Here is a 25021-nt window from a genome sequence, read left to right on the forward strand (position 1 = left end):
CATTGCCTGGGCCAGGTCATACGCCGCACTGCCGTGCCGTTCGCGACAGGCCAGTCCAAACGGCTTCCCAAGCATTAACTGCAAAAACTCGCTCAAACTGTGGGAGGGGGCTTGCCCCCGATGGCGGCGGGTCAGCAACACATGCATCAACTGACACTCCCACATCGGGGGCAAGCCCCCTTTGATTGCATTGCCTGGGCTGGATCATACGGCGCACTGCCGCACAGTTCGCGACATGCCGGTCCAAACGGCTTCCCCAGTATTAACTGAAAAAACTCGCTCAAACTGTGGGAGGGGGCTTGCCCCCGATTGCGGCCGGTCAGCAACACATGTGTCAACTGATACTCCCACATCGGGGGCAAGCCCCCTCCCACCTTTGATTGCATTGCCTGGGCTGGATCATACGGCGCACTGCCGCACAGTTCGCGACAGCCCGATCCAAACGGCTTCCCCAGTATTAACTGAAAAAACTCGCTCAAACTGTGGGAGGCGGCTTGCCCCCGATGGCGGCCGGTCAGCAACACATGTGTCAACTGACACGCCCACATCGGGGGCAAGCCCCCTCCCACCTTTGATTGCATTGCCTGGGCTGGATCATACGGCGCACTGCCGCGCAGTTCGCGACAGGCCAATCCAAACGGCTTGCCCAGCATTAACTGAAAGAACCCGCTCCAAAGGTGGGATTCTGGTAGCGGCCTAGACCTTGAACCGCCCCACCATCTGGTGCAAATCCCCGGCCATGCCTGCCAGTTCCTGCCCTGCCGTCTGTGTATGAATAGCCCCCTGCAACACCTGCTGCGACAGGGTTCGAATGCCCACCAGGTTGCGATCCACTTCCCGCGCCACCAGCGCCTGTTCTTCGGTGGCGCTGGCAATCAGCATATTGCGCTCGTTGATCTGGGAAATAGACCGGGTGATTTCTTCCAGCGCCTGCCCCGAGCGCTGGGCCACGCCCAAAGTTGCCTGCACCCGTTCGCTGCTGTCGTGCATGGCCGCCACGGCGTGTTCGCTGTCCTGGCGGATGGCGCCGATCATCTGTTCGATTTCCTGGGTCGACACCTGGGTGCGATGGGCCAGCGCGCGCACTTCATCGGCCACCACCGCAAAACCACGCCCGGCATCGCCCGCGCGGGCGGCTTCGATGGCGGCATTCAAGGCCAGCAGGTTGGTCTGATCGGCGATGCTGCGGATCACATCGAGCACGCTGCTGATGTCTTGCACGCGCCCAGCCAGTTGTTGGATGCGCTCGGAGGTTTCCACCACGCCGTTGGCCAGGGTGTTGATCGAGGCCACGGTTTCCTGGACCTGGGCCTGGCCGCGCTGGGCGGTCTGTTCCGACAGGCGCGAGGCTTCGCTGGTGCTCACCGCGTTACGCGCCACCTCGTCCACAGCGGCGGTCATCTCGTTCACGGCGGTAGCGGCCTGCTCAATCTCCTGGCCCTGCAACTGCAAGCTGCCGCTGGTCTGGGTGCTGACCGCACTGAGTTGCTCCGAGGAACTGGCCACGCCGTCCACCGACGTTGCGATATGCCGCACCATCTGCTGGAGGTTCTGCTGCATGTGATGCAGATTGCGCATCACGCTGCCCTCCGCGCTGTCACCCACCGGCACCACGATAGTCAGGTCACCGCCGGCGATATGACTCAAAACCCGTGCCGCTTCATCCGGCTCGCCGCCCAGGGGCCGCAGCACACTGCGGGTGACCAGCACCGCCGCCGCCACTACCAGCGCCAGGCACAGCACAAAGAGGCCGATCATGGTGCGTCGGGCATCGTCGTAGAGAGCCTGCGCCACCTGCTGGCGCTCGGCAAACACGCGCCCCTGTAACGCCATCAAGGCGTCCAGGCTTTTGAACACCTCCAGCTCCGCCGGCATCACCTGCTGCTTGAGCTGCGCCAGGCCCTGGTCACGGGCACCCTGCTTGATCAGCGCCTGCACTTGGGTGAACGCCGCCACGTAGGCTTCGCGATGGGTTTTCAAACGGGCGTAGGCGGCCTTGCCTTCGGCGGTATCGAGCAGCGGTTCGAGGGTGGCGAACGCCTCGGTGATGCGTTGGCGCGTGGTGCCGATGGCCGCCTGGGCCTGTTGGTTATCTTGGTCGATCAACAGGTCGCGGGTGTTGCGCCCGTTGTCCCGCACGCCGGTGGCGATCACCATGATCGGCGCGATCTTCGGCCAGTCCTGCTGCACGATCTGGTCGGCCTGTTGCTTGAGCGTGGACAGGTCGTGCAAGGCGTAGAACACCAGGCCGATCAGCGCCAGAGGCGCAATCGCAAAGCCAATGACAATACGGCGTGCGGTGGTTAAGTGGATCATCTGAACATTCCTTGATGAAGGCCTGCCCACGGGGGGGGCAGCATCGATAAAAAATCCTGTGGAGGGCTCATCCTCGCAACACAAACGCCGGAAACAACTCGCGCATCCGCGCCCACAACTCCGGCAGCGCCGTTTGTATCGGCGCGCACGCCAACTGTGTATCGAGCATGGTGGCGGTACGGACTATCTGCACGGCGAAGCGCTTCACGCCACTGGCTTGCAAACGCTGGGCCAGGCGCAACAGGCGTGGCGGGTCGATCAGGTGCCAGTGCACCGTGGTGCGGCATTCGTAGTCGACGCCGCTGGCCAGCAAGGCGTCGAGGCTGTGCCAGTTGGCGGCGCCGCTACCTTTGACCTGGGTGATGGATTGGCAGTCTTCGGCCAATGCCTTGACATCGAACCCGACCCAATCGGCATGGGCCAGCGCATTGGCAAAGCTGGCGGGTTTGATGCCGGCGCTGTGCAGACCGATGCGAAAACCCATCTCGCGCACTTCGTCCATGGCCGCCGGCAGGCCTTCCTGCAGCGTCGGTTCGCCGCCGCTGAACACCACCGCGTCGAGCAGATCCTGACGCCGCTGCAAAAACAGCAAAACCCGGCGCCAATCCACCTCTGCGCTACCGCGCGGTGGGATCAAGTCCGGGTTATGGCAATAACGGCAGCGCCAGGCGCAGCCTTGGCAGAACAGCACGCAGGCGAGCATGCCGGGGTAGTCGAGGGTGGTCAGGGGCACCAGGCCCCCGACCCTTAGTGCTCGCGTCATTGGCGCCCAGCCGCGGCAGCCGTTTCGGTGAAGTGCACGCGCTCCTTATGCTCGGATTGCTTGCCGGGGTTGAACGCCGACACGGGCCGGTGATAGCCCATGACGCGGGTCCAGACTTCACAGCGTTGACGTTGGGGTTGCGCAGTTTGCATGGTGAGTCTCCTTGGGGGATCAAACGTAGCCGAGGGTTTCATCGCATTTGGGGCAGAACTCGTGTTCCCCCGCCAGGTAGCCGTGCACTGGGCAGATGGAAAACGTCGGGGTAATCGTCAGGTACGGCAGATGGAAGCGTCCCAGGGCTTTACGCACCAATTGCTTGCAAGCCTGGGTCGAAGAGATCTGCTCGGCCATGTACAGGTGCAGCACCGTGCCGCCGGTGTATTTGCATTGCAGTTCGTCTTGCAGTTCCAAGGCTTCGAACGGGTCTTGGGTAAAGCCCACGGGCAATTGCGAGGAGTTGGTGTAATACGGCGCGACGTCGCTGCCGGCTTGCAGAATGTCCGGGAAGCGTTTGCGGTCTTCCTTGGCGAAGCGGTAGGTGGTGCCTTCGGCCGGCGTCGCTTCGAGGTTGTAGAGATGGCCGGTTTCTTCCTGGAAGCGCAGCAATGTGGCGCGTACATGGTCGAGCAGCTTGAGGGCAAAGGCGCGCCCCTGTTCGGTGTGCATGCCCTGCTCGTCACCGCTGAAGTTGCGCAGCATCTCGTGCATGCCATTGAGGCCGATGGTGGAGAAGTGATTGCGCAAGGTCCCCAGGTAACGCTTGGTGTAGGGGTACAGGCCGGCGTCCATGTGGCGCTGGATGACCTTGCGCTTGACCTCAAGGCTTTCCATGGCCAGCTGCATCAGATGATCCAGGCGTTGCAGCAAGCCCGAGGTGTCGCCCTTGAACAGGTAGCCCAGGCGCGCGCAGTTGATCGTCACCACCCCGAGGCTGCCGGTTTGCTCCGCCGAACCGAACAAACCGCCACCGCGTTTGAGCAATTCACGCACGTCCAGTTGCAGGCGGCAGCACATCGAACGCACCTGATTGGGCTGCATATCGGAGTTGAGGAAGTTCTGGAAATACGGCAGTCCGTAGCGTGCGGTCATCTCGAACAGGCGGTCGGCGTTGGGGCTGTCCCACGGGAAATCATGGGTGATGTTGTAGGTGGGAATCGGAAACGTGAACACGCGCCCCTTGGCATCCCCGGCCTGCATCACCTCGATATAGGCGCGGTTGATCAGCTCCATTTCCGCTTGCAGATCGCCGTAGGCAAACGGCATTTCTTCGCCACCGATCACCGGGATCTGCTCGCGCAGATCCTGTGGGCACACCCAGTCGAAAGTCAGGTTGGTAAACGGCGTTTGGGTGCCCCAGCGCGACGGTACATTGAGGTTATAGATAAACTCCTGCAGCGCCTGGCGCACCTCGGGGTAACTCAACTGATCCTTGCGCACATAGGGCGCCAGGTAGGTGTCGAACGAGCTGAACGCTTGGGCGCCGGCCCATTCGTTCTGCAGGGTGCCGAGGAAGTTGACCATCTGCCCCAAGGCGCTGCTCAGGTGCTTGGGCGGCCCCGCCTCCACCCGGCCCGGTACGCCGTTGAGGCCTTCGTGCAGCAACGAGCGCAGCGACCAGCCGGCGCAGTAACCGGCAAGCATGTCCAGATCATGAATATGCAGATCCGCCTCGCGGTGTGCCTGGCCGATCTGCTGGCTGTAGACCTCATCCAACCAGTAATTGGCCGTGACCTTGCCCGCCACGTTCAACACCAGCCCGCCCAGGGAATAACCCTGGTTGGCATTGGCCTGCACGCGCCAGTCTTCGCGGTCGAGGTATTCGTTCATGGAGGTGGCGACTTCCACCAGGGTCTTGCGGTCGCGGCGCAGACGCCCGTGTTGCTCGCGATAGACGATATAGGCGCGCATCGACAGAAAGAAGCCGGCATCCATCAGCACCCGTTCGACACTGTCCTGGATCTGCTCGACGTCGAGCCGTTCGATACCGCGCAAACGCGCGAGCACGGCGCCCAATAGCAGGTCCACATCGGCGGGCTGATATTCGCCAGTGGCCGTGCCGGCGGCGATCAATGCCTGGCGGATTTTTTCGGCGTCGAAGGCGACCCGTGTGCCGTCGCGTTTGTGTAACAGGGTGCTGACCAGCGGGCTCGACACACTTTGCATAAGTGATCTCCGGACACTACATATAGGTGGTTTTTTATACGCAAACACAATATGCAGTGACTTTACGGCGAACCACGCCAATCGAAATTGACCGGGATCAAGGTTGGCAAACGCATTCGGGTAAGCACCCACCGAGAGGCATCACTGGAACCTTCGCCAGGTGCTCTCCACACAGAAGGGATCTCCACTCACAGCGAAGAAGTTCTATGCGAACAGCTCAATCCCCAATGCAGCGCTTTGCAACCGTCGCCCCGGCGCTGGAAAACACACTGTCTGTGAACACGTCGCGCCCCGGCGAAACGCTCAACAGTGGCCGATCGAAGCGCGCAGCGCCGGACGACGCGGTCACCGCCGCCGCAAAGAAGAACGCGGATTTTCTGGTGAAGGACGAAGATTATTTATTGAGCTGTTCGTTTTCCGCCGCGCTGATGGACAGAGCGATAGCATTGCTTGCCAACCCGACAGCCCCTCCACCCGCGGCCACCGTCGACGACATCCCGGCCAACTCGACGTTCGGCCAAGCGCTGGCGCGTTTTACCGCCACGCTCAAGCAAGAACCCTTCGCTTCGTTCGCGCGCAACAAAAACATCAACTTGGCGCACTTCAAAGTGTTCCCCTCAGAGGGTCGACTGGAATGGGTCAGCCATGGCGTGCCGATGAAGCTGACCCGAAACAATCCGGCATGGAACAAGGTCTCTGCGGACCTGCTTGCCGCCGCGCGGGAGTTGATGCCAACGTTGTCAGGCGCCTTCGAATTCACGGGGGCACACCGCGCGCCTGTGGACGTCATCGGCGACTTTTACGCAACTGCACGGGCGACCGACCTGCCCAGCACCCTGCGCGCCATTACCCGATTGAAGCAAACCCGGGACTTTCCTTCACTGCGCTTACATCGAGAGCCGGGCGCCAACGACGGCGCATCGGACTACCAACGCGTCAGGCAAAAACAGAGAGACGCCATCGACGCCTTAGCCACCCACCTCAGCCATGAGCCAGAGACGCTGCCGCCGTCCAGACGTAACCTTTCCCCAGCGCAAACCGTCGAGCAATGGGACAGGGCTCTGGCGCACGCCTGCGCTATCTACCTGTACAACCAGCACAGCACATCGGCGGTCTGGAGCGACACGACCGATGCGCTCGGCGCCGCACCCGCATCTACGTTCGGCGTGGCGTGGGAGGCTTACCGCCAATCGCTGTCCAGTGAGGCGTTCAAAAGCTTTGCCAGAGACAAAGGGATCGACATCGGTAGCCTGCGCATTGAGGCCCGGTCGGGCACCTTGAGCGCCGTCGCCAACGGTCAGCGTCGCCGTTTTACGCTTGAAGACGATTCCGCATGGGCCGCCGTTGCCGCGCCCATCCTGGAGAAAGCCAGGTCTATCGCGGCGGGCTCGGCGGCCGAACTCAGCTACCCCGGGGCCGAAGTCGATCCAAGGACCGTCCTCAACTTCTATGGTGAGCCCGTCGCTCAAGCCACCCAGGTAGAGATGCTCAAGCATTGCGCCGCCCTCCACCGCTCAGGTTTCGAAGCGTTGCGCGAGCACGCGCAGCCGAGCGACGAGCGTTCACGTACGGTCCAGGCTAAAAGAACCGCCGCGATCCAGGCCATCACCCCTGCCCCTCGCCAATCGTCCCCTAACGATGTCCACGAGCAACGGTTGCTCAACGCTTTCACCGATGAATTAAGCAAAGCGAACCGGGGTGAGGCGCCTGCATGGGTGCGCGTGCCCACTCAAACGGCGTTAGGTCAGTGGCTGGAGCTGTATCGCAGCCTGTTCGATCATCCGGCGGTGCAAGAATGGATGAAGGTCAAGGGCTTCGATCTGGCCCAGCTGGAGCTGATCCCCTCCACGGGCACGTTGCTGGTCAAAAAAGCCGACGACGTCACCGTGCTCTCACCGACAGACACATCCGGCTGGGGCGATATTGCCGGGCCGATCATTAAGGTGGCTCAAGTCATCGCCCCTTCCCCCGATCAATCGCTGCAGATCGCACCCGGCAACGCTTTCATTGCCACCCCGGTGGGCGTGGTGGCCGACTTCCAGGGCGAATCGCTCCAGGCTGACAGCACCTCCCAACGGGCCCGCATCACACACTTGAATACACAGCAGGCCTTTGATCCGATTGCAGCAGACGACCCGCTGCGGCCTGCCGCCGGCCGATCTGCCGCAGCCCTTGCCAACCTCAATCGCCAGGCTCAGGCGCAGTTCGCGGCAGTGGCCAAGTCGAAGGCCGACAAGCGTGATTTCGCCACGCTTATGTTCAACGTCAATCGGGATTTGCCGGATGTGCGCCAGGAAGCGAAAAAGTGGGCCGAAGCAATCATCCTGAAATTGACCGGCAAGGTCGTCGATGCCGATACCCTTTATTTGAATCGATTCAATGGCTCGCAAAGTGCAGACACCCAGACCGGATGGGAGCACATGGGCGAGGAACCGAAGTCATCACTGCGTTTGCCCGACGCGTTGCTCAACAACTTTTCGGAAAACGATGGAGTGCCTAACAACCTCGACTCCGAAGCGGGTTTGTACACGGACGGCCCCGGCAAAAGCCACTCGGGAGGCTATGGCAAGCACAACGAGTTTCCCCTGGCGCCCTCGCAGATCATGCATGAAGCCTGGTCAACTGACTTCCAGAAACACATGACCGACAAACTGGACAGTTTCTGGGCGGACAACGCCGATAAATACCGTGACACCCTCAAAGGCCAGTTTATTTACAGCGCCCGCAGCCAACTGGAAACGTACGAAAAAGCCAGCCCCGAAGACCGCGAGCGCTTGCCGGCCGAGGCGCGCTTGACCCGCAGCGACTATGAGCTGGTCATGAAAGCCGCCTCCAACGTCCCGGTAGACCCCAAGCAACCGGTGCCCGTGGAGGCGCTGCAGGCGCGTGCCCCGGTCAAGGACAAGGTCCGTGTGCATGCGCTGGATATCAATGGTTTCAAGTCCACCGATATCTTGCGCTTCACCGAGTTGGACGACGGCCAATACCGCTACCTCAAAGACCGGCGGGATGGGCGGCAGATTCTGTACATTCCAGGTCACTCCCCAGAATTCCTGAGGTTCTCATCCCTCGGCAGCATGGACAAATGGATCGCCGATGAATGCAAAGACCCGGACAAACGCAATGCGTTGGCGTCGCACTTCAGCCTGTCGGACCGCCAGGATAAATCCAGCAGCACCGTCGTGAGCCTCTTCAAGGCGATCATTCCGCTGGGGGACCAGTTGATCGGGGAGCGCCCGGAGGAAGGCGTCGATACTGCCTTGCGTAACTTGAGCACGGGCTACTGGGACAACCTGGAGGGCACGGTGATCGACAAAGGCAACTTCCGGATCCCAGGCGATGTTTTCGACAGTGTGATGCGGCAAACCTGTCAACGCATGAGCCGTGACGCGGATGTCACCATCAAATCCAATGACGAAGTCACACGCGATACCTGGCTGAACGACCTTTCCGTGGCCGCCGGCCTGCTGGGGAAGCTAGCCCCCATTGCCGAACCGGTGGCGGCTCTGGCGTTCCTGACCGGCATCGCCGAGGGCGTCCTAGGGGTGGAAAAATCCATCTCGGGGGACACCGAGTCCGAACGGCGCGAAGGCGCCGCTAAAGCCCTCGATGGCGTACTCAACACCCTGTTCGCCGTCGGCGCCGCCGAGCGTCCCGAGGACCCCTTCGCAGTTTCCAGCGAAGGCACGGCGATCGGAGACACGGTTGCGCTGGGTCGCAACGCGGCCCCAGGCACCACCGTGAACGACACGCCGCTGCCGATTGGCGAGGAACGTTTTGCCGATGGGTCGGCCGCTCTGGTCATCGACCCGTCCGTGTCGTCCGACGCCTACACCATCGCTCGCACCAACGGCTTCGATCTGGTGGACGGCGAGAAGGTCTATCGCTACGACACCGACCAGCCTGGGCTGTTGAGCGATTTGCAGTCCACCGAACGTGCGGACCGCCTCGACGCATTTGAGAATAGTTGCCCGGCGCCTACCTCCCTGTCCGGCAGAGCCAAACGCGGCGCCAATGATCTGTGCTTCGTCAAAGCGCTGGAGCCGGTCAATGACACGGCGGGCAAAGAGCTGCAATCGCTGGAGCACGTTCGGCTGTTCCCTGCTCCACGCAAGTCCTTGTTCAATGCGGATCGGGAAGTCATTTTCGAGAAGCGCCTCAATCGCGTGATGGATACCGAACTGGGCAACAAACTGGTGCCACTGCCAGGCAAAACCCACATCAAATACAAAACCGTGGTCAAGGGCGATATCAGTAAGAACGCGCGGTTCGGTCTCTATGGCAACAGCGAAAGTGAGTTTCTGCGCGATCGCACTTATGTCGTCAAGCTGGGCAGTATCAGCGACGCTTGTAACGATTCGCGGGAAGTCCGGGGCATCGTCGTTGCCAGTTCCAACCCCGCCGACACGCGCCGATACCTGATCGTCGAAGCGGACACCGCAGAGTTCTATAAAGCGCTGATCACGGACGGCCAGACCGGCAAAGTCAATTTCATCCGCTGCGAAGCCACCCCGTCGGACCTGGACCTGGTCAAGCAATACCGCAGTGAACTGACCCAGCGTCAAGGCGCCAACGCGGTGCCGTTCGACGCCGACCTGGTCGCCCTGCCACCCCTGGACAAGGCGTTGAAACTGTTGAAGAAAAACGGCTACACCGATGCCCAGATCCAGGAGCTCAAATCCAGCGTTTCAGGCATGACCGCCGAACAGAAACGCGAGGTGGTCTATCAATTGCAAAGTCGCCACGCCATCGAAAAGCCCGATATCGCCCTCAAGCCCGCAAGGGTCCTGCCTCTGAACAAGCCTGCCGCATTCAGCACGTTAACGGCCGAGCAAAAAAACGCGTTCTACGCAAAAAGCACCAACGCGTCGGTCAACCGCGCGCTCAAGGCCACGGGCCTGGGCCCCGGTAATCAGCTGCGGTCCGCCAGCGATATTGCGCGCGCCGAAGCGGCCTCCCACACCTTGGGATGGATGCGCCGTCTCAACACCCCCCGTGCGGCCAATCGTGGTGACATGATCCTCAAGGCCGGCGCCGGTAACTGCGGGGAAATGAGCCTGCTGTCAAAGGACATTGTCACCAAAAGCGGGGGGCGCGCTTATGAATGGTCGGCGGGGGATGCCCATGCGTTCACCGTAATTGGCGGCCCTTTGGAACGACCGCCGGCGACCCGTGATTTTTCCGAGGCCATCTGGCGCGATGCCTGGATTGTCGATCCCTGGACCGACATCGCCTGCCCGGCCAGTGAGTACACGGGCCGACTCAAAGCGGTAATGACCGAATGGCAAGCCAGTGGGCTGAAAATACTGGATGGGCCCAAAGGCCGTATGGACCCCACCGATCCAGACTGGCTGGATCAATTGATCAACCAACCCAAACAGGCTTACGAGCATGCCTATGAAGCACCGGAGGCGGCGGCCTAGGCCATCGAGTTCGCCACACTGACCGCGAGCCCCAGGCGCTGCCTTGCAGTGCCTGGGGCCGGGCATGCGCCCATGGGCGGCTTCTACCCTCCACTCATATTCATAAAACGCACCACCTGCACCTCGCCGTCCCCGCTGAAATCATGCCGCAACGGCTTGCCCTTCAACCCTTGATGCAAGGCTGCGATCAACGGCCCATCCTCTAATGGATAGCGCCGCAGCAAGCTACGAAAATCCACGGCCTTGTCCTGCCCCAGGCACAGCAACAACTGCCCTTCGACGGTCATCCTGACCCGATTGCAGCTGCCGCAAAAGTTATGGGAATTGGGCGAGATAAAGCCGATCCGCGTCTGCGGATGTTGCACCAAGCGCACGTAGCGCGCCGGGCCGCCGCTGTTTTCCGTGCTGTCGAGCAGCCCATGTTCACGAGCGATCAGCGCACGTACGTCGTCGCTGGCACAGAAGCTCTCGCCGCGTGAGCGCCCCACATCGCCCAGGGGCATTTCCTCGATAAAACTGATGTCGATGCCCTGCTCGATGGCGTAGCGCACCAAGGCCGGCACTTCATCGAAGTTGCGCCCTTTCATCACCACGCAGTTGAGCTTGACCCGTTCGAAGCCGGCGTTGCGCGCGGCTTCGATACCGTCCAGCACCTGGCGCAGATCACCGTTGCGGGTGATTGCGCGAAAGCGTTGGGGGTCGAGGCTGTCGAGGCTGATATTCATGCGCTTGACGCCCGCCTCCACCAAGGGCCGGGCCAGCCTCGCCAGTTGTGAACCGTTGCTGGTCATCACCAGTTCGCGCAGGCCCGGCAACGCGGCAATGTTGCGGCACAGGCCGACAATGCCCGGGCGAATCAACGGCTCACCGCCGGTCAGGCGAATCTTGCGCACGCCCTGGCCGACAAACAACGCGGCCAGGCGCTCCAGCTCTTCGAGGGTCAGCACCTGCTGGCGCGGCAGGAACGTCATGTTTTTCGCCATGCAGTACACACAGCGAAAATCACAACGGTCGGTCACCGACAACCGCAGGTAGTCAATCGAGCGGCCTACCCCATCCACCAGGCTCATGTCACTGCACCAGTGGCGAGTCGGCGCCCTGCAGCGCGATGCCGCGAATGTCCGCCGCGCCGATCAGGGTTTGCAGGTACTGCACCAGCGCCTTCTGCCATACGCCCTGTTGCAGTTGGGTGCGAATCGCCGTGGCCACCGCTTCGTACGGCAGCGCCTGGCCTTCGATGCGCTGATCAACGCTGATCACGTGCCAGCCGTAGCGGCTTTCCAACGGTTTATCCGCCAGGCCCGGTGCCAGGGTGAACAGTTGGCGCTCCAGTTCGGGCACGGTCTGGCCTTTGCTGACCTGGCCCAGGGAGCCGCCCTGTGCCTTGGACGGACACGCGGAGTACTTGAGCGCCAGCTCGGCGAAACTACCGGGGTTCTGGGTCAGGCTCAGCAGCAGGACTTCGGCCTGCACATGGGCCAGGTGGCGGGCTTCGGCATCGTCCGGCGCGCATTCGAGCAGGATGTGCCGCACCGCCAGCAACGGCGCGCTGTGGAAGCGCCCGCGATTGTTCTCGAAGAAGCGCACGCAGGTGGCCTCGTCGCACTCGGGCACCTTCACTTCCCGCTCCAGCAGCAGGCGCGTGGCCGCTTCTTCTGGGTTCTCGCCGGCGCCGATGTCCACTGCCAACCCCAGAGCGGCGATGCGCTGCTGCAACAGCTCGCGGATCACCAGGGCGCGGGCGGCCAGGTACACCGCCTCTTCGCGGCTTTGCGCCGGGTGATACTGCACCTCCAGGGCCATCGCCTCCGGCGTGATCGCCACGCCGTTGACGCTGATGATCGGCCATTGCTGTTCACTGCTGGCGATCAATTCAGGCTCCAACGCTACCGGGGCTTCAACCACCGGCTCCTGGGTCGCCGAACCGCAACCGCCGCTGCCACCGTTGCCGCCGCCACATCCGCATCCGCTAGTCATGGTGTGCTCCTCACTTCTGCCGCACGATTTGATAACGACGCCCCAGGTACCAGATCGGTGCGCTGACCATATGCACCAGACGGGTAAACGGGAATAGCACAAACAGGCTCAAGCCCAGCGCCACGTGCGCCTTGTAGATCAGCGACACCGGCGCGATCGATTCCGCCGCTTCAATCGGACGCAGCAGCACCACGTTCTGGGCCCAGTCGGCGAGCATCACCATCACCGAGCCGTCCATATGCCCAGTGGAGGCCACGATGGTCAGCAGCCCCAGCAGCAACTGCGCCAGCAACACCAGCAGGATCAGGATGTCGGAGGGGCTTGATGTGGCGCGCACCCGCGAATCGCCCAGGCGGCGCTTGACCAACATCAGCAGGCCCACCAGGCACAGCAGGCCGAAGAAGCCGCCCGAGACCATCGCCAACAGTTGCTTGTGCTCGGTGCTGATCACATGGTGATAGACCGACGCTGGCGTCAGCAGGCCGACAAAGTGCCCGGCCAGCACGAACAGCACGCCGATATGGAAGAAGTTGCTCGCCACGCGCATGCCCCGGTTATTGAGCATCTGGCTGGAGCCGGCCTTCCAGGTGTACTGCGACAAGTCAAACCGCGCCCAACTGCCCAACAGGCAGATCGCCAGGGCCACGTAGGGGTAGATCCCGAATACCAGCAAATTCCACTTAGACATTACCCACCTCCCCGGCGGGCACTGCGGCCCGGCCTTCTTGCTGAAAATCCACCCAATGCAACGGCACCGCGCTTTCTTCACGGGCTTTGCCCGGCGCGCTCGGCATCGCACTGCAACGGTCCTGTTGCTCGGCCTGCATAAAGTCCACGGCCTCTTCTTCCCAGACCTTGTCCAGGGCTTCGAGGGAGTCATCGCGCGGCTCGGCGGCCACCTGGGCGCGCAGTTCGGCCACGGCCTGGTGCGGCTCCGCGCCGGCTATCTGCAACAGCGCGCGCAAGCAACTGGCATAGCCGCTCTCACGTTCCTCCAGCCGCGCAGCCAGCAAGGCCAGCAGGTGCGCCACATCCGCCAGGCCCTCACGGGCCTCGATGTCTTCGCGGGTGGACAGGAACTCCAGGTACAGCGGGATATAGTCCGGCAGCTCCTTGACGCCGATGGCGAACCCGGCGGCTTCGTACTGGGCCATCATGTCGACCATGGCCTGGCCCCGGTCCCGGGACTCGCCGTGTACATGCTCGAACAACAGCAGCGACAGCGAGCGACCACGGCCAAACAACGCGCCGTAGTGTTCCTGGCCATCCATCAGGTCATTGCCGCAGATCAGCTCCAGCAATTCGAACAGCGCGCCGCGTTGCTTGGGGCTGATTTCCCGTGCTTCGAGAATCGCTTGTTCCAGTTCGTCGCGGCCGTTCACCAAGGTCTCGGTGGGGTAGTCCAGCAGCAGCGAAATCACTTTAAGAATGCGCATGGCTCAGTCCTCCCAGATCTGGACGGTTTTCAGCACGTCGCGGCGGTTGGCCTTTTTGGCGCCGAACATATTGGTGTCGGAACTGCCGCTGCAGCCGCTGCCAAAGCTGAAACCACAGCCGGAGCGCTCGGCGAACGCGTCGCTCATGGCGTCTTCACGGTGGGCGCTGGGCACCACGAAACGGTCTTCGTAGTTGGCGATGGCCAGGTAGCGGTACATCTCTTCCACCTGCTCCACGCTCAAGTCGACGTCGCGCAGCACTTGCAAGTCCTGCACGCCCTCTACCTGCTGGGAGCGCTTGTAGGCGCGCATCGCCAACAGGCGCTTGAGTGCGCGCTTGACCGGTTTTTCGTCGCCGGCGGTGAGCATATTGGCCAGGTAGCGCAGCGGAATACGCAGGCTGTCCACATCCGGAATCACCCCGTTCATGCCCACGGTGCCAGCGGCCGCAGCGTTCTGGATCGGCGACAGCGGCGGCACGTACCAAACCATCGGCAAGGTGCGGTATTCCGGGTGCAGCGGCAGCGCGAGTTTCCAGTCCACCGCCATTTTGTACACCGGCGAACGCTGGGCCGAGTCGATCACCGACTGCGGCACGCCATCGGCCAGGGCCTGGCGGATCACTGCCGGGTCGTTCGGGTCGAGGAAGATTTCCAGCTGTTTTTCGTACAGGTCTTGCTCGTTGGCAGTGCTGGCCACTTCGCTGATGCGGTCGGCGTCGTACAGCAGCACCCCGAGGTAGCGGATGCGCCCCACGCAGGTTTCGGCGCACACGGTGGGCATGCCGGCTTCGATACGCGGGTAGCAGAAGATGCACTTCTCGGACTTGCCGCTTTTCCAGTTGAAGTAGATTTTCTTGTACGGGCAGCCGCTGATGCACATGCGCCAGCCCCGGCATTTTTCCTGGTCGATCAGCACGATGCCGTCTTCTTCGCGCTTGTAGATCGCGCCGCTGGGGCACGACGCCGCGCACGCCGGGTTGAGGCAGTGCTCGCACAGGCGCGGCAGGTACATCATGAAGGTGTTTTCGTACTCGCCATAAATATCGGCCTGGATCTGATCGAAGTTCTTGTCCTTGCGGCGCTTGGCGAACTCGGTGCCAAGGATTTCCTCCCAGTTGGGGCCCCACTCGATCTTTTCCATGCGCTTGCCCGACACCACCGAGCGCGGCCGCGCGGTGGGCTGGTGCTCACCCAACGGTGCGGTGTGCAGGTGCTGGTAATCGAAGTCGAACGGTTCGTAGTAGTCGTCCAGGCTCGGCAGGTCGGGGTTGGCGAAGATGTTCGCCAGCACCCGGAACTTACCGCCGATGCGCGGGTTGATCGAGCCGTTGGCATTGCGCACCCAGCCGCCTTTCCATTTGTCCTGGTTTTCCCACTCTTTGGGGTAGCCGATGCCGGGCTTGGATTCGACGTTGTTGAACCAGGCGTACTCCATGCCTTCGCGGCTGGTCCACACGTTTTTGCAGGTGATCGAGCAGGTGTGGCAGCCGATGCATTTGTCCAGGTTCAGCACCATGCCGATCTGTGAGCGAATCTTCATCTCAGTTCTCCTCGATATCGGTCGGCAATGGGCGCGGCAGGTCATCGCCGCTGGAGCCATCGAGCCAGTCGACCTTGGCCATCTTGCGCACCACGACGAATTCGTCGCGGTTACAACCGACCGTGCCGTAATAGTTGAAACCGTAGGCTTGCTGGGCGTAGCCGCCGATCATGTGGGTCGGCTTGAGCACCACGCGGGTCACCGAGTTGTGGTGGCCGCCACGGGTCTTGGTGGTTTCCGAACCCGGCACGTTCACGATGCGTTCCTGGGCGTGGTACATCATCACCATGCCTTCCTTGACGCGCTGGCTGACCACCGCACGGGCGGTCAAGGCACCGTTGACGTTGAAGCATTCGATCCAGTCGTTGTCCTCGATGCCGGCGCGCTGGGCGTCGACTTCCGAGAGCCACACAATCGGGCCGCCACGGCTCAGGGTGAGCATCAGCAGGTTGTCGCTGTAGGTGCTGTGGATGCCCCACTTCTGGTGCGGGGTGATCCAGTTCAGCACGATCTCGGTTTCGCCATTGCTGCGCTTGCCTTTCACGCCGGCGATGGTGCGGGTGTTGACCGGTGGCCGGTAGCTCATCAGCTGCTCGCCGAAGGCCTGCATCCACGGGTGATCCTGGTAGAACTGCTGGCGGCCGGTGATGGTGCGCCATGGGATGTTTTCATGCACGTTGGTGTAGCCGGCGTTGTAGCTCACATGCTCGTCTTCCAGGCCCGACCAGGTGGGGCTGGAGATGATCTTGCGCGGCTGCGCCTGGATATCGCGGAAGCGGATCGCTTCGTGGGCCTTGGGCAAGGCCAGGTGGCTGTGGTCGATACCGGTGAATTCCGACAGCGCCGCCCAGGCCTTGACTGCCACATGGCCGTTGGTTTCCGGGGCCAATGACAGAATCACCTCGGCCGCGTCGATAGCCGTGTCGATCTTCGGCCGGCCTTGACTGACGCCGGCGTCGCCTTCGTGGTGGTTCAGTTCGCCCAGGAACGCCACTTCATCGTCGGTGTTCCAATTGATGCCCTTGCCGCCGTTGCCGAGTTTTTCCAGCATCGGGCCCAGGGACGTGAATTTCTTATAGATATTCGGGTAGTCGCGCTCCACCACCGCCATGTTCGGCGCGTTCTTGCCCGGCACCGGTGCCACCCCGGCGCTTTTCCAGTCGGTGCCGCCAAACGGCTGGGCCAGCTCGCCGACGCTGTCGTGCATCAGCGGTATGGTCACCAGGTCTTGCTCGACACCCAGGTGCCCGACGGCCATGGCCGAGAATGCCTTGGCGATGCCTTTGTAGATTTCCCAGTCCGAACGCGACTCCCACGCCGGGTCGATGGCTGCCGACAAGGGGTGGATAAACGGGTGCATGTCCGAGGTGTTCATGTCGTCTTTTTCGTACCAGGTGGCGGTCGGCAGGACGATGTCGGAATACACGCAGGTGGACGACATGCGGAAATCCAAAGTGGTCACCAGATCCAGCTTGCCGATGGCGCCGTCGTCGACCCACTCGGCTTCGGTGGGCTTGCTTTCGCCGCCAAACCCGATGTCTTCGTTCATCACGCCGTTCTTGGTGCCCAGCAGGTACTTGAGCATGTACTCGTGGCCCTTGCCTGAGGACCCGAGCAGGTTGGAGCGCCAGATAAACATGTTGCGCGGGAAGTTCACCGGGCTGTCCGGCTGCTCGCAGGCAAAGCGCAGGCTGCCGTCCTGCCAGGACTTGACCACATAGTCTTTGGGGTCCATGCCGGCGGCGGCGGCGTCACGGCAAATGTGCAGCGGGTTGGCGTTGAGCTGCGGCGCACTGGGCAACCAGCCGGCGCGTTCGGCGCGGATGTTGTAGTCCAAGGCATGGGTGGGGAACTGTGCTTTGTCGGCCAGGGGCGAGAGCACGTCGTGCATGTTCATCTTCTCGTGGCGCCACTGGGAGCTGTGGCCGTAGAAGAAGCTGGTGCCGTTCATCTGGCGTGGCGGGCGGCTCCAGTCCAGGCCGAAGGCCAGGGGCAGCCAGCCGCATTGCGGGCGCAGTTTTTCCTGGCCGACGTAGTGGGCCCAGCCGCCGCCGGTCTGGCCGACGCAACCGCAGAGCATGAGCATATTGATCAGCCCGCGGTAGTTCATGTCCATGTGGTACCAGTGGTTCATCGCTGCGCCGACGATGATCATCGAACGCCCCCGGGTTTTGTCGGCGTTGTCGGCGAACTCGCGGGCAATCTGGATGGCTTTCTCGCGGCTGACCCCGGTGATCGCTTCCTGCCACGCCGGGGTGCCCGGTACGCTGGCGTCGTTGTAGTCCTTGGCCACATTGCTGCCGCCCAGGCCACGGTCGATGGCCAGGTTGGCCGCCGACAGGTCGAACACGGTGGCGACCTTGGCCACGCTGCCGTCGGCCAGGGTCACGCTGTGTACCGGTACGCGACGGAACTGCACGGCGTCGCCGGCCACATGCTGGAAATGCTCGTGGGCTTCGCCGGCAAAGTACGGGAACGCGACTTCGGCCACGTCGTCACCGATCAGGCTGAGCTTGAGGTCGATGGCGCGCCCTTCACCGCCCTCTTTGGCGAGGATGTTCCACTTGCCCTTCTCGCCCCAGCGGTAGCCGATGGCGCCTTGTGGCGAGACCAGCTCGCCGCTCACGTCGAGGGCGATGGTTTTCCATTCCGGGTTGTTGTCCTGGCCGAGGTTGCCGGTGAGGTCCGAGGCGCGCAGGAAACGATCCGGCTGGAAGCCCGCGCCCGGCGCGAAGCCGCTCATGGGCTTGAGCATCACCAGCACCGGCAGGTCGGTGTAACGCTTGGCGTAGTCGGTGAAGTAGGCGCTCGGCTTGTCCAGGTGAAATTCTTTGAAGATCACATGGTTGAACGCCTGGGCCAGGGCGGCGTCGGTGCCCTGTTTGGGGTTGAGCCACAGGTCGGTGAGCTTGGCCACCTCCGAATAGTCCGGGGTGATAGCCACGGTCTTGGTGCCCTTGTAGCGCACCTCGGTGAAAAAGTGCGCGTCGGGGGTGCGGGTCTGCGGGACGTTGGAACCCCAGGCGATGATGTAGTTGGAGTTGTACCAGTCGGCCGATTCCGGCACGTCGGTCTGCTCGCCCCACACCATCGGCGAGGCCGGAGGCAGGTCGCAGTACCAGTCGTAGAAGCTCAGGCACACCCCGCCCAGCAGCGACAGGTAACGCGAACCGGCGGCATAGCTGACCATGGACATGGCCGGGATCGGCGAGAAGCCGACGATGCGGTCCGGGCCGTATTGCTTGATGGTGTAGACGTTGGAGGCGGCGATGATCTCGTTGACCTCCTCCCAGTTCGAGCGGATGAAACCGCCCATGCCGCGCTTGCTTTTGTACGAGTCGGCCTTGGCCTTGTCCTCGACGATGCTCGCCCACGCCTCGACCGGTGGCAGGGTCAGGCGCGCTTCACGCCACAACTTGAGCAGCGGCTTGCGGATCTTCGGGTACTTGAGGCGGTTGGCGCTGTAGATGTACCAGCTGTAGCTGGCGCCGCGCGGGCAGCCGCGGGGCTCGTGGTTGGGCAGGTCGTTACGGGTGCGCGGGTAGTCGGTCTGCTGGGTTTCCCAAGTGATCAGGCCGTTCTTCACATAGATCTTCCACGAGCACGAACCGGTGCAGTTCACGCCATGGGTGGAGCGCACGATCTTGTCGTACTGCCAGCGCGAGCGGTAGACGTTTTCCCAGTCGCGGGACTCCTTGCGGGTCTCGCCGTGGCCCTCGGAGAATTCGTTTTGCTTGCGGTTGAAGAACCGCAATTGATCCAGTAAGTGACTCATGGTGCTTTCCTCATCAGGCGTGCCGTGGGGTGCGTTGCCCCGCGAATTCGTGGTCGATCAGCAGGGTGTGGCGCAGCCTTTGCGGGCGTACCACCACCAGGTCACGACAATGCAGCTCAGGTAGAAACCGACAAACATGTAGAAGGCCATCGCCGGGCTGCCGGTGGCGGCCATGGACGTGCCGAAGGATTTGGGAATGAAAAACGCGCCGAACGCGCCCATGGCCGAGCTGAAACCCAGCACGGCGGCGGATTCCTTACCGGCGTCCTTCAGGGCCTGCTCGCGCTCGGCGGCGGATTTACCGGCGCTGGCTTTTTCATGCTGGGTGCGGAAGATCACCGGGATCATGCGGAAGGTGGAGCCGTTGCCCACGCCAGTGGTGATGAACAGCAACATGAACATGCCGAGGAAGCCGTAGAAGTTGCCGCCCTCGCCGTTCTGCGGCAGAAAGTGCAGCACGCCGAACACCATCGCGATCATCAGCACGAAGTTCCACAGGGTCACTCGCGCGCCGCCGAGTTTGTCCGCCAGCCAGCCGCCGAGTGGGCGCACCAGGGCGCCGACCAGCGGGCCGAGGAAGGCAAATTTCAGCGCCACCACGTCGGGGAACGAGGTTTTGATCAGCAGCGGAAACGCCGCCGAAAAACCAATGAATGAACCGAAGGTCGCCAGGTACAACCAGCACATCAGCCAGTTGTGCTTGCGCTTGAAAATCACCGCCTGGTCGGCGAACGAGGCGCGTGCGCTGGACAAGTCATTCATGCCAAACCACGCCGCCACAGTGACGGTGAGGATAAACGGCACCCAGATGAAGCCTGCGTTTTGCAGCCACAATTGGCTGCCGTCCGGCAGGGTCTGGGGTTGGCCGCCGATCAGGCCGAACACGCCAAAGGTGATCACCAGCGGCACGCAGAACTGCATCACCGACACCCCCAGGTTACCCAGGCCGGCATTCAGGCCCAGCGCGGTGCCCTGCTGGGCCTTGGGGTAGAAGAAACTGATGTTGGACATGCTGGAGGCAAAGTTGCCGCCGCCGAAGCCGCACAGCAGCGCGATCAGCACAAAGACGCTGTAGGGGGTGCTGGGGTCTTGCACCGCAAAGCCCATCCACAGCGACGGCAGCAGCAGCGACGCGGTGCTCAGGGCGGTCCAGCGGCGGCCACCGAAGATCGGCACCATAAACGAATAGAACACCCGCAAGGTGGCGCCGGACAGCCCCGGCAAGGCCGCCAGCCAGAACAGTTGATCGGTGCTGAAACTGAAGCCGATGGCATTGAGGCGCACGATCACCGTGCTCCACACCATCCACACGGCGAAGGCCAGCAACAGCGCGGGGATCGAGATCCACAGGTTGCGAGTGGCGGTCTTCTTGCCGCTGGCGCCCCAGAAGGCGGGGTCTTCGGGGCGCCAGTCATGGATCACCGGGCCCGACTCGGGCTTTTGCGCGATGGACATGTTCATTCTCCTTGGAGACGTTGGGCGGTGTTGCCCAAAAGCGGTTGCTTGCGAATTTCGCTGAGGTACATCCAGGTCAGGGACACCCAGACCACGCCGTACATCAACATGAAGCAGGACGAGCGCACGCCGGTGAGGTCCACCAGGGCGCCGAACAGAATCGGCAGCACAAAGCCGCCCAGGCCACCGGCCAGGCCGACGATGCCGGACACCGCGCCCATGTTCTGCGGGTAGTCATTGGCGATGTACTTGAACACCGAGGCTTTGCCGAAGGCGAAGGCGATGCCCATGACAAACAGCAGTACGGTGAACAGGGTCGGGCTCAGGCCGATGTGGAAATCCAGCGGGCCGTTGACGGTCATCACCTGCAGTTGGGTCTGCGGGTAGCTGAGCAGGAACAGGCAGATCCAGCTCACCCACAGCACCCACCAAGTCACGCTCTGAGCGCCCCAACGGTCGGACATCCAACCGCCCACCGCGCGCAGTACGCCGCCAGGCAGCGAGAAACAGGCGGCCAGCAGTGCCGCGCTTTGCAGGCTGAAGCCGTATTCCTGCACGTAGTACTTGGTCACCCACAGGGCCAGTGCCACGTAGCCGCCGAACACAATCGAGTAGTACTGGCAGTAGCGCCACACGGCTGGGTCTTTCAGGCACTGCAACTGCTGGCGCAGGGTGGCGCCGCCGACGCTGCGGTGGCTCTTGTTCTCGCTGGTGAGAAACCAGAACAGCAGCGCGGTGATAAACAGGATGGCGCTGAACACTTTGGGCACCAGGTGCCAGGTGCCCAGGGCGATCAGCGCGGGGGCGAGAAACTTTGTGACCGCCGCCCCGGCATTGCCGGCGCCAAACACGCCCATGGCAAAGCCCTGGTTGTCTTTGTCGAACCACTTGGCGACGTAGGCGATGCCCACCGAAAACGAACCGCCGGCCAGGCCGACAAACAGGCCCAGCACCAGGAACTGCCAATAAGCGCTGGCGTACGTGATCAGGTACAGCGGCAACACGCAGGTCAGCATCAGCAGGAAAAACACGATGCGCCCGCCGAAACGGTCAGTGAGCAAGCCCAGGGGCAGGCGCACCAGCGAACCGGTCAACACCGGGGTCGCCGCCAGCAGGCCGAATTGGGTTTCGTTGAGTTGCAGCAGTTCTTTGATGGGCACGCCGAGCACGGCGAACATCATCCACACCATAAAGCAGACGGTGAAGGCCAAGGTGCTCATGCCCAGCACCAGGCCCTGTCTCATACGGGATTGAGTCACGGTATGCGCTCCAGAAAGTGATTCCATGGGCGCAGATTAGGGGCGACACCCCCGTGGAACTTGACTCAGGTCAACGTCCGCCTGGGGGGTATAGGGCTATGCTGGCAGCGCCTACCTCCAAGGAGGTAGACCTAACAACAAGAGAAAGCCTTTATTTATCAATGGATTGGTCTCTTGTGCCGGCTTTTATCCGTGGGAGGGTTCGCCGGCAATTCTTTAGAGGTAGTCCGCCAGGGAAGGCTGTGTTCAGTCCTTTTTTCCATGCCTGGTGCGACTATGCTGCCCCTTCGCCTGTTTCGATTACGCCGCCATGCTTGACTGGCTGCGCAGCTCCCTGCCCGCCCGCGCCGGCCTGGCCGTTATCCTGATCGCCATCCTGGCCCTGTCCAGCTCCCTGAGTGCCGGGCTGATCGCCTGGTTCAGCCAGGGCGACGCGGCCGCGATCAATACCGCCGGCTCAGTACGCATGGAGACCTACCACCTGAGCTGGAAACTCGCCGCCGCCGCGCCGGCCGACGAGGTTGACGCGATCGCGCGCAGCCTGCAAAGCCGTCTCGACAGCCAATCCCTCAAAGCCGTGCTGGAAGACGGCCCACGCAGCGCGCTGTTGCAGAGTTACCAGCAGATCCAGCAGCGCTGGCACGACGCGCTGCGCCCGGCGGTGATACGCGGCGACGCGGCGTTTTTCCAGCTCAACGCCCCGGCGTTCGTCGAGCAACTGAACCACTTCGTCAGCCTGTTGCAGCAACAAAGCGAACAGAAGCAAGGCTGGCAGCAAGGCATTCAGGGCCTGGCGCTTTTCAGCACCTTGATCATCCTGCTGGTCGGCCTGTATGAACTGCAATACGGCGTGGTCAACCCATTGGAAGAACTGGTGCACGCCACCCGACGCTTTCGCGACGGCGATTTTAAAACCCGCGTCAACCACCGCTCCGAAGACGAATTGGGGCAACTGGCCCTGAGCTTCAACGCCATGGCCGAGACCATCGAAGCCTCCCATCGCACCCTCGAAACCCAGGTGCAGCTCAAGACCCTCAACCTGCAACAGGCCAATGCCGCGTTGGAGCTGCTGTACCAGAGCAGCCGTAGCCTGGCCACGCGCCTGGCCAACGCCGAAGGGCTGGACGAATTGATCCGGCGCTTCCAGCAACGCCTGCCGGGGCTGCGTCTATCGTTGTGCCTGCAAGGCCACTTTCTCGCGCCGGCCCAGCAGATACTGGCCCTGCACGGTGGCGACAGCCGTAATGTGTGCGCCATCGGCGATTGCGCCAGCTGCCAGAAACACAAAGTAGCGCCGCCGCAGATTTTCAGCATCAGCAACCAGGGCACGGAACTGGGCGAACTCAAGGCGCATTTCCTCGACGGCCACGCGCCCCAGGACTGGGAAAAACAACTGATCCAGGCCCTGGCCAACTTGATCGGCACCTCGCTGTCCCTCAAACGCCAGCGCGAGCAGGACCACCGCCTGCTGCTGTTGGACGAGCGCACCATCATTGCCCGTGAACTGCACGATTCCCTGGCCCAGGCGCTGTCGTACATGAAGCTGCAAGTCAGCCGTATGCAGACGCTGATCCGCCGTGGCGAACCAGTGGAAACCCTGGCCACCGTCACCGCCGAATTGCGCGAGGGGCTGAACAACGCCTACCGCCAACTGCGCGAACTGCTCACCACGTTCCGCCTGCAGATTCACGATGCCGGGCTGGTACAGGAGCTGTCGGAGACCGCCGAAGAGTTCTCGCGGCGCGGTGAATTCCAGGTGCATCTGCATGTGGATGCCCTGGCCTTCCAACTGTCGGCCAGCGAGCAGATCCATGTGTTGCAGATCACCCGCGAGGCGCTATCCAACTGCTTGCGTCACGCCCATGCGCAAAACGCCTGGCTGCAACTGCGCCAGGTCGGTGAGACCGTCAGTTTGAGCATCGAAGACGACGGTCGCGGCTTCAGCGGCGAGGTTGATCGGCGCGAACACCACGGCCTGACCATCATGGACGAGCGCGCCCGCAGCCTGCATGGCCAACTCGATATCAGCCCGCGCGAGCCCCAGGGCACCCGGGTGCACCTGGGTTTCCGGCCGGAATTCCTCGGCCACTCTTTAGCGAGCACTGCCTCATGAACAGCCTCCCACGCCATACCCTCTTGCTGGTGGACGACCATCCGATGATGCGCCACGGCATGCGCCAAATGCTTGAGCTGGAAGACGACCTGCGGGTGGTCGGCGAAGCCGGCAATGGCCAGGAAGCCCTCGACCTTATCGACAGCCTGCGACCGGACCTGGTACTGCTGGACAACAACATGCCGCACATGAACGGCCTGGAAACCCTGCGCCGCCTGCGCGCCATGGACTATGCGGGCAAGGTGCTGCTGTTTACCGTGTCCGACGCCGAAGACGACATCCGCGACGCGCTGCGCCTGGATGCCAACGGCTACCTGCTCAAGGACATGGAGCCGGAACTGGTGGTGGAATACATCCGCGATGCGTTGAACGGCGCCCTGGTGATCAGCCCCGGCCTGACTCGGGTGCTGGCCCAGGCGTTGCGCTCACCCCAGCCCCATGCGGCGGTGGAGTTGACCGAACGGGAGCGGCAAGTGCTCAAGACCATCGCCGGTGGCTACAGCAACAAGGTAATCGGGCATAAGTTGGGCATCACCGAGGGCACGGTGAAGGTGCATGTGAAGAACCTGCTGCATAAATTGGGCTTGCGCTCGCGGGTGGAAGCGGCGGTATGGGCGATGGAGCATTTGCGGCAGGCGGGTTGATACTGTTCGGGGCTGATACTCCGTTATCGGGGGCAAGCCCCCCTGCCACATTCCGACCGCATCGCTGATCAAAGGTGGGAGGGGGCTTGCCCCCGATAGCAGCAGTTCAGACCACAGAGGTACCCCGACAGAGGCATATCCACACCGGCTCAAGC

General features: G+C 62.4%; 15 protein-coding genes. 3 read left to right on the plus strand and 12 right to left on the minus strand.

What is annotated here, in order from left to right; genetic code table 11:
• Positions 1-696: 696 nt before the first annotated feature.
• The 4 genes from FIV35_RS18075 to FIV35_RS18090 form a co-directional block, all read right to left on the minus strand.
• Complete coding sequence (locus FIV35_RS18075; protein ID WP_034138450.1) at positions 697-2316, minus strand: methyl-accepting chemotaxis protein; 1620 nt, start codon at positions 2314-2316, stop codon at positions 697-699.
• Positions 2317-2383: 67 nt separating this feature from the next.
• Entirely contained in the window at positions 2384-3079 is a 696-nt protein-coding gene (locus FIV35_RS18080) for an anaerobic ribonucleoside-triphosphate reductase activating protein (protein ID WP_034138451.1), read from the minus strand.
• Positions 3076-3231 (minus strand): anaerobic ribonucleoside-triphosphate reductase, encoded by a 156-nt coding sequence (gene nrdD / locus FIV35_RS30115; protein ID WP_034098430.1) that lies wholly within the window; start codon positions 3229-3231, stop codon positions 3076-3078. The genes FIV35_RS18080 and nrdD overlap by 4 nt, the downstream gene beginning before the upstream one ends.
• 19 nt (positions 3232-3250) lie before the next feature.
• Complete coding sequence (locus tag FIV35_RS18090) at positions 3251-5242, minus strand: ribonucleoside triphosphate reductase (protein ID WP_034138452.1); 1992 nt, start codon at positions 5240-5242, stop codon at positions 3251-3253.
• A 227-nt stretch (positions 5243-5469) separates the two neighbouring features.
• On the opposite strand from FIV35_RS18090, the gene FIV35_RS18095 reads away from it, so the two are divergent.
• On the plus strand, positions 5470-10665 hold the full coding sequence (locus tag FIV35_RS18095) for a dermonecrotic toxin domain-containing protein (RefSeq protein ID WP_052198968.1): 5196 nt from the start codon (positions 5470-5472) through the stop codon (positions 10663-10665).
• An 83-nt stretch (positions 10666-10748) separates the two neighbouring features.
• On the opposite strand, the gene moaA is transcribed toward FIV35_RS18095, so the two are convergent.
• The 8 genes from moaA to FIV35_RS18135 are packed head-to-tail and all read right to left on the minus strand — an operon-like array spanning position 10749 to position 22094.
• Entirely contained in the window at positions 10749-11735 is a 987-nt protein-coding gene (moaA, locus tag FIV35_RS18100) for a GTP 3',8-cyclase MoaA (protein WP_083377860.1), read from the minus strand.
• A 1-nt stretch (position 11736) separates the two neighbouring features.
• Complete coding sequence (locus FIV35_RS18105) at positions 11737-12642, minus strand: peptidylprolyl isomerase (protein WP_034138454.1); 906 nt, start codon at positions 12640-12642, stop codon at positions 11737-11739.
• A 10-nt stretch (positions 12643-12652) separates the two neighbouring features.
• Positions 12653-13330 (minus strand): respiratory nitrate reductase subunit gamma, encoded by a 678-nt coding sequence (narI, locus tag FIV35_RS18110; protein WP_034138455.1) that lies wholly within the window; start codon positions 13328-13330, stop codon positions 12653-12655.
• On the minus strand, positions 13323-14078 hold the full coding sequence (gene narJ / locus FIV35_RS18115; protein WP_034098439.1) for a nitrate reductase molybdenum cofactor assembly chaperone: 756 nt from the start codon (positions 14076-14078) through the stop codon (positions 13323-13325). Before narJ ends, narI begins: the two co-directional genes overlap by 8 nt.
• Before the next feature lie 3 nt (positions 14079-14081).
• Positions 14082-15620, minus strand: a complete 1539-nt coding sequence (gene narH / locus FIV35_RS18120) for a nitrate reductase subunit beta (protein ID WP_034138456.1) — start codon at positions 15618-15620, stop codon at positions 14082-14084.
• Between the two features lies 1 nt (position 15621).
• Positions 15622-19395, minus strand: coding sequence for a nitrate reductase subunit alpha (locus FIV35_RS18125; RefSeq protein WP_034138457.1), 3774 nt, complete (start codon positions 19393-19395; stop codon positions 15622-15624).
• 57 nt (positions 19396-19452) lie between these two features.
• Positions 19453-20850 (minus strand): NarK family nitrate/nitrite MFS transporter, encoded by a 1398-nt coding sequence (locus FIV35_RS18130; protein WP_034098445.1) that lies wholly within the window; start codon positions 20848-20850, stop codon positions 19453-19455.
• Positions 20851-20852: 2 nt separating this feature from the next.
• Entirely contained in the window at positions 20853-22094 is a 1242-nt protein-coding gene (locus FIV35_RS18135) for an MFS transporter (RefSeq protein WP_034138458.1), read from the minus strand.
• 325 nt (positions 22095-22419) lie between these two features.
• On the opposite strand from FIV35_RS18135, the gene FIV35_RS18140 reads away from it, so the two are divergent.
• Both FIV35_RS18140 and narL read left to right on the plus strand, forming a co-directional pair.
• Positions 22420-24222: a HAMP domain-containing protein gene (locus FIV35_RS18140; protein ID WP_034138459.1), complete on the plus strand. Its 1803-nt coding sequence runs from the start codon at positions 22420-22422 to the stop codon at positions 24220-24222.
• Complete coding sequence (gene narL, locus FIV35_RS18145) at positions 24219-24866, plus strand: two-component system response regulator NarL (RefSeq protein ID WP_034138460.1); 648 nt, start codon at positions 24219-24221, stop codon at positions 24864-24866. The genes FIV35_RS18140 and narL overlap by 4 nt, the downstream gene beginning before the upstream one ends.
• Positions 24867-25021: the final 155 nt, after the last annotated feature.

The organism is Pseudomonas rhodesiae, assembly GCF_007858255.1.
GTDB classification, from domain to species: Bacteria; Pseudomonadota; Gammaproteobacteria; order Pseudomonadales; family Pseudomonadaceae; genus Aquipseudomonas; species Aquipseudomonas rhodesiae.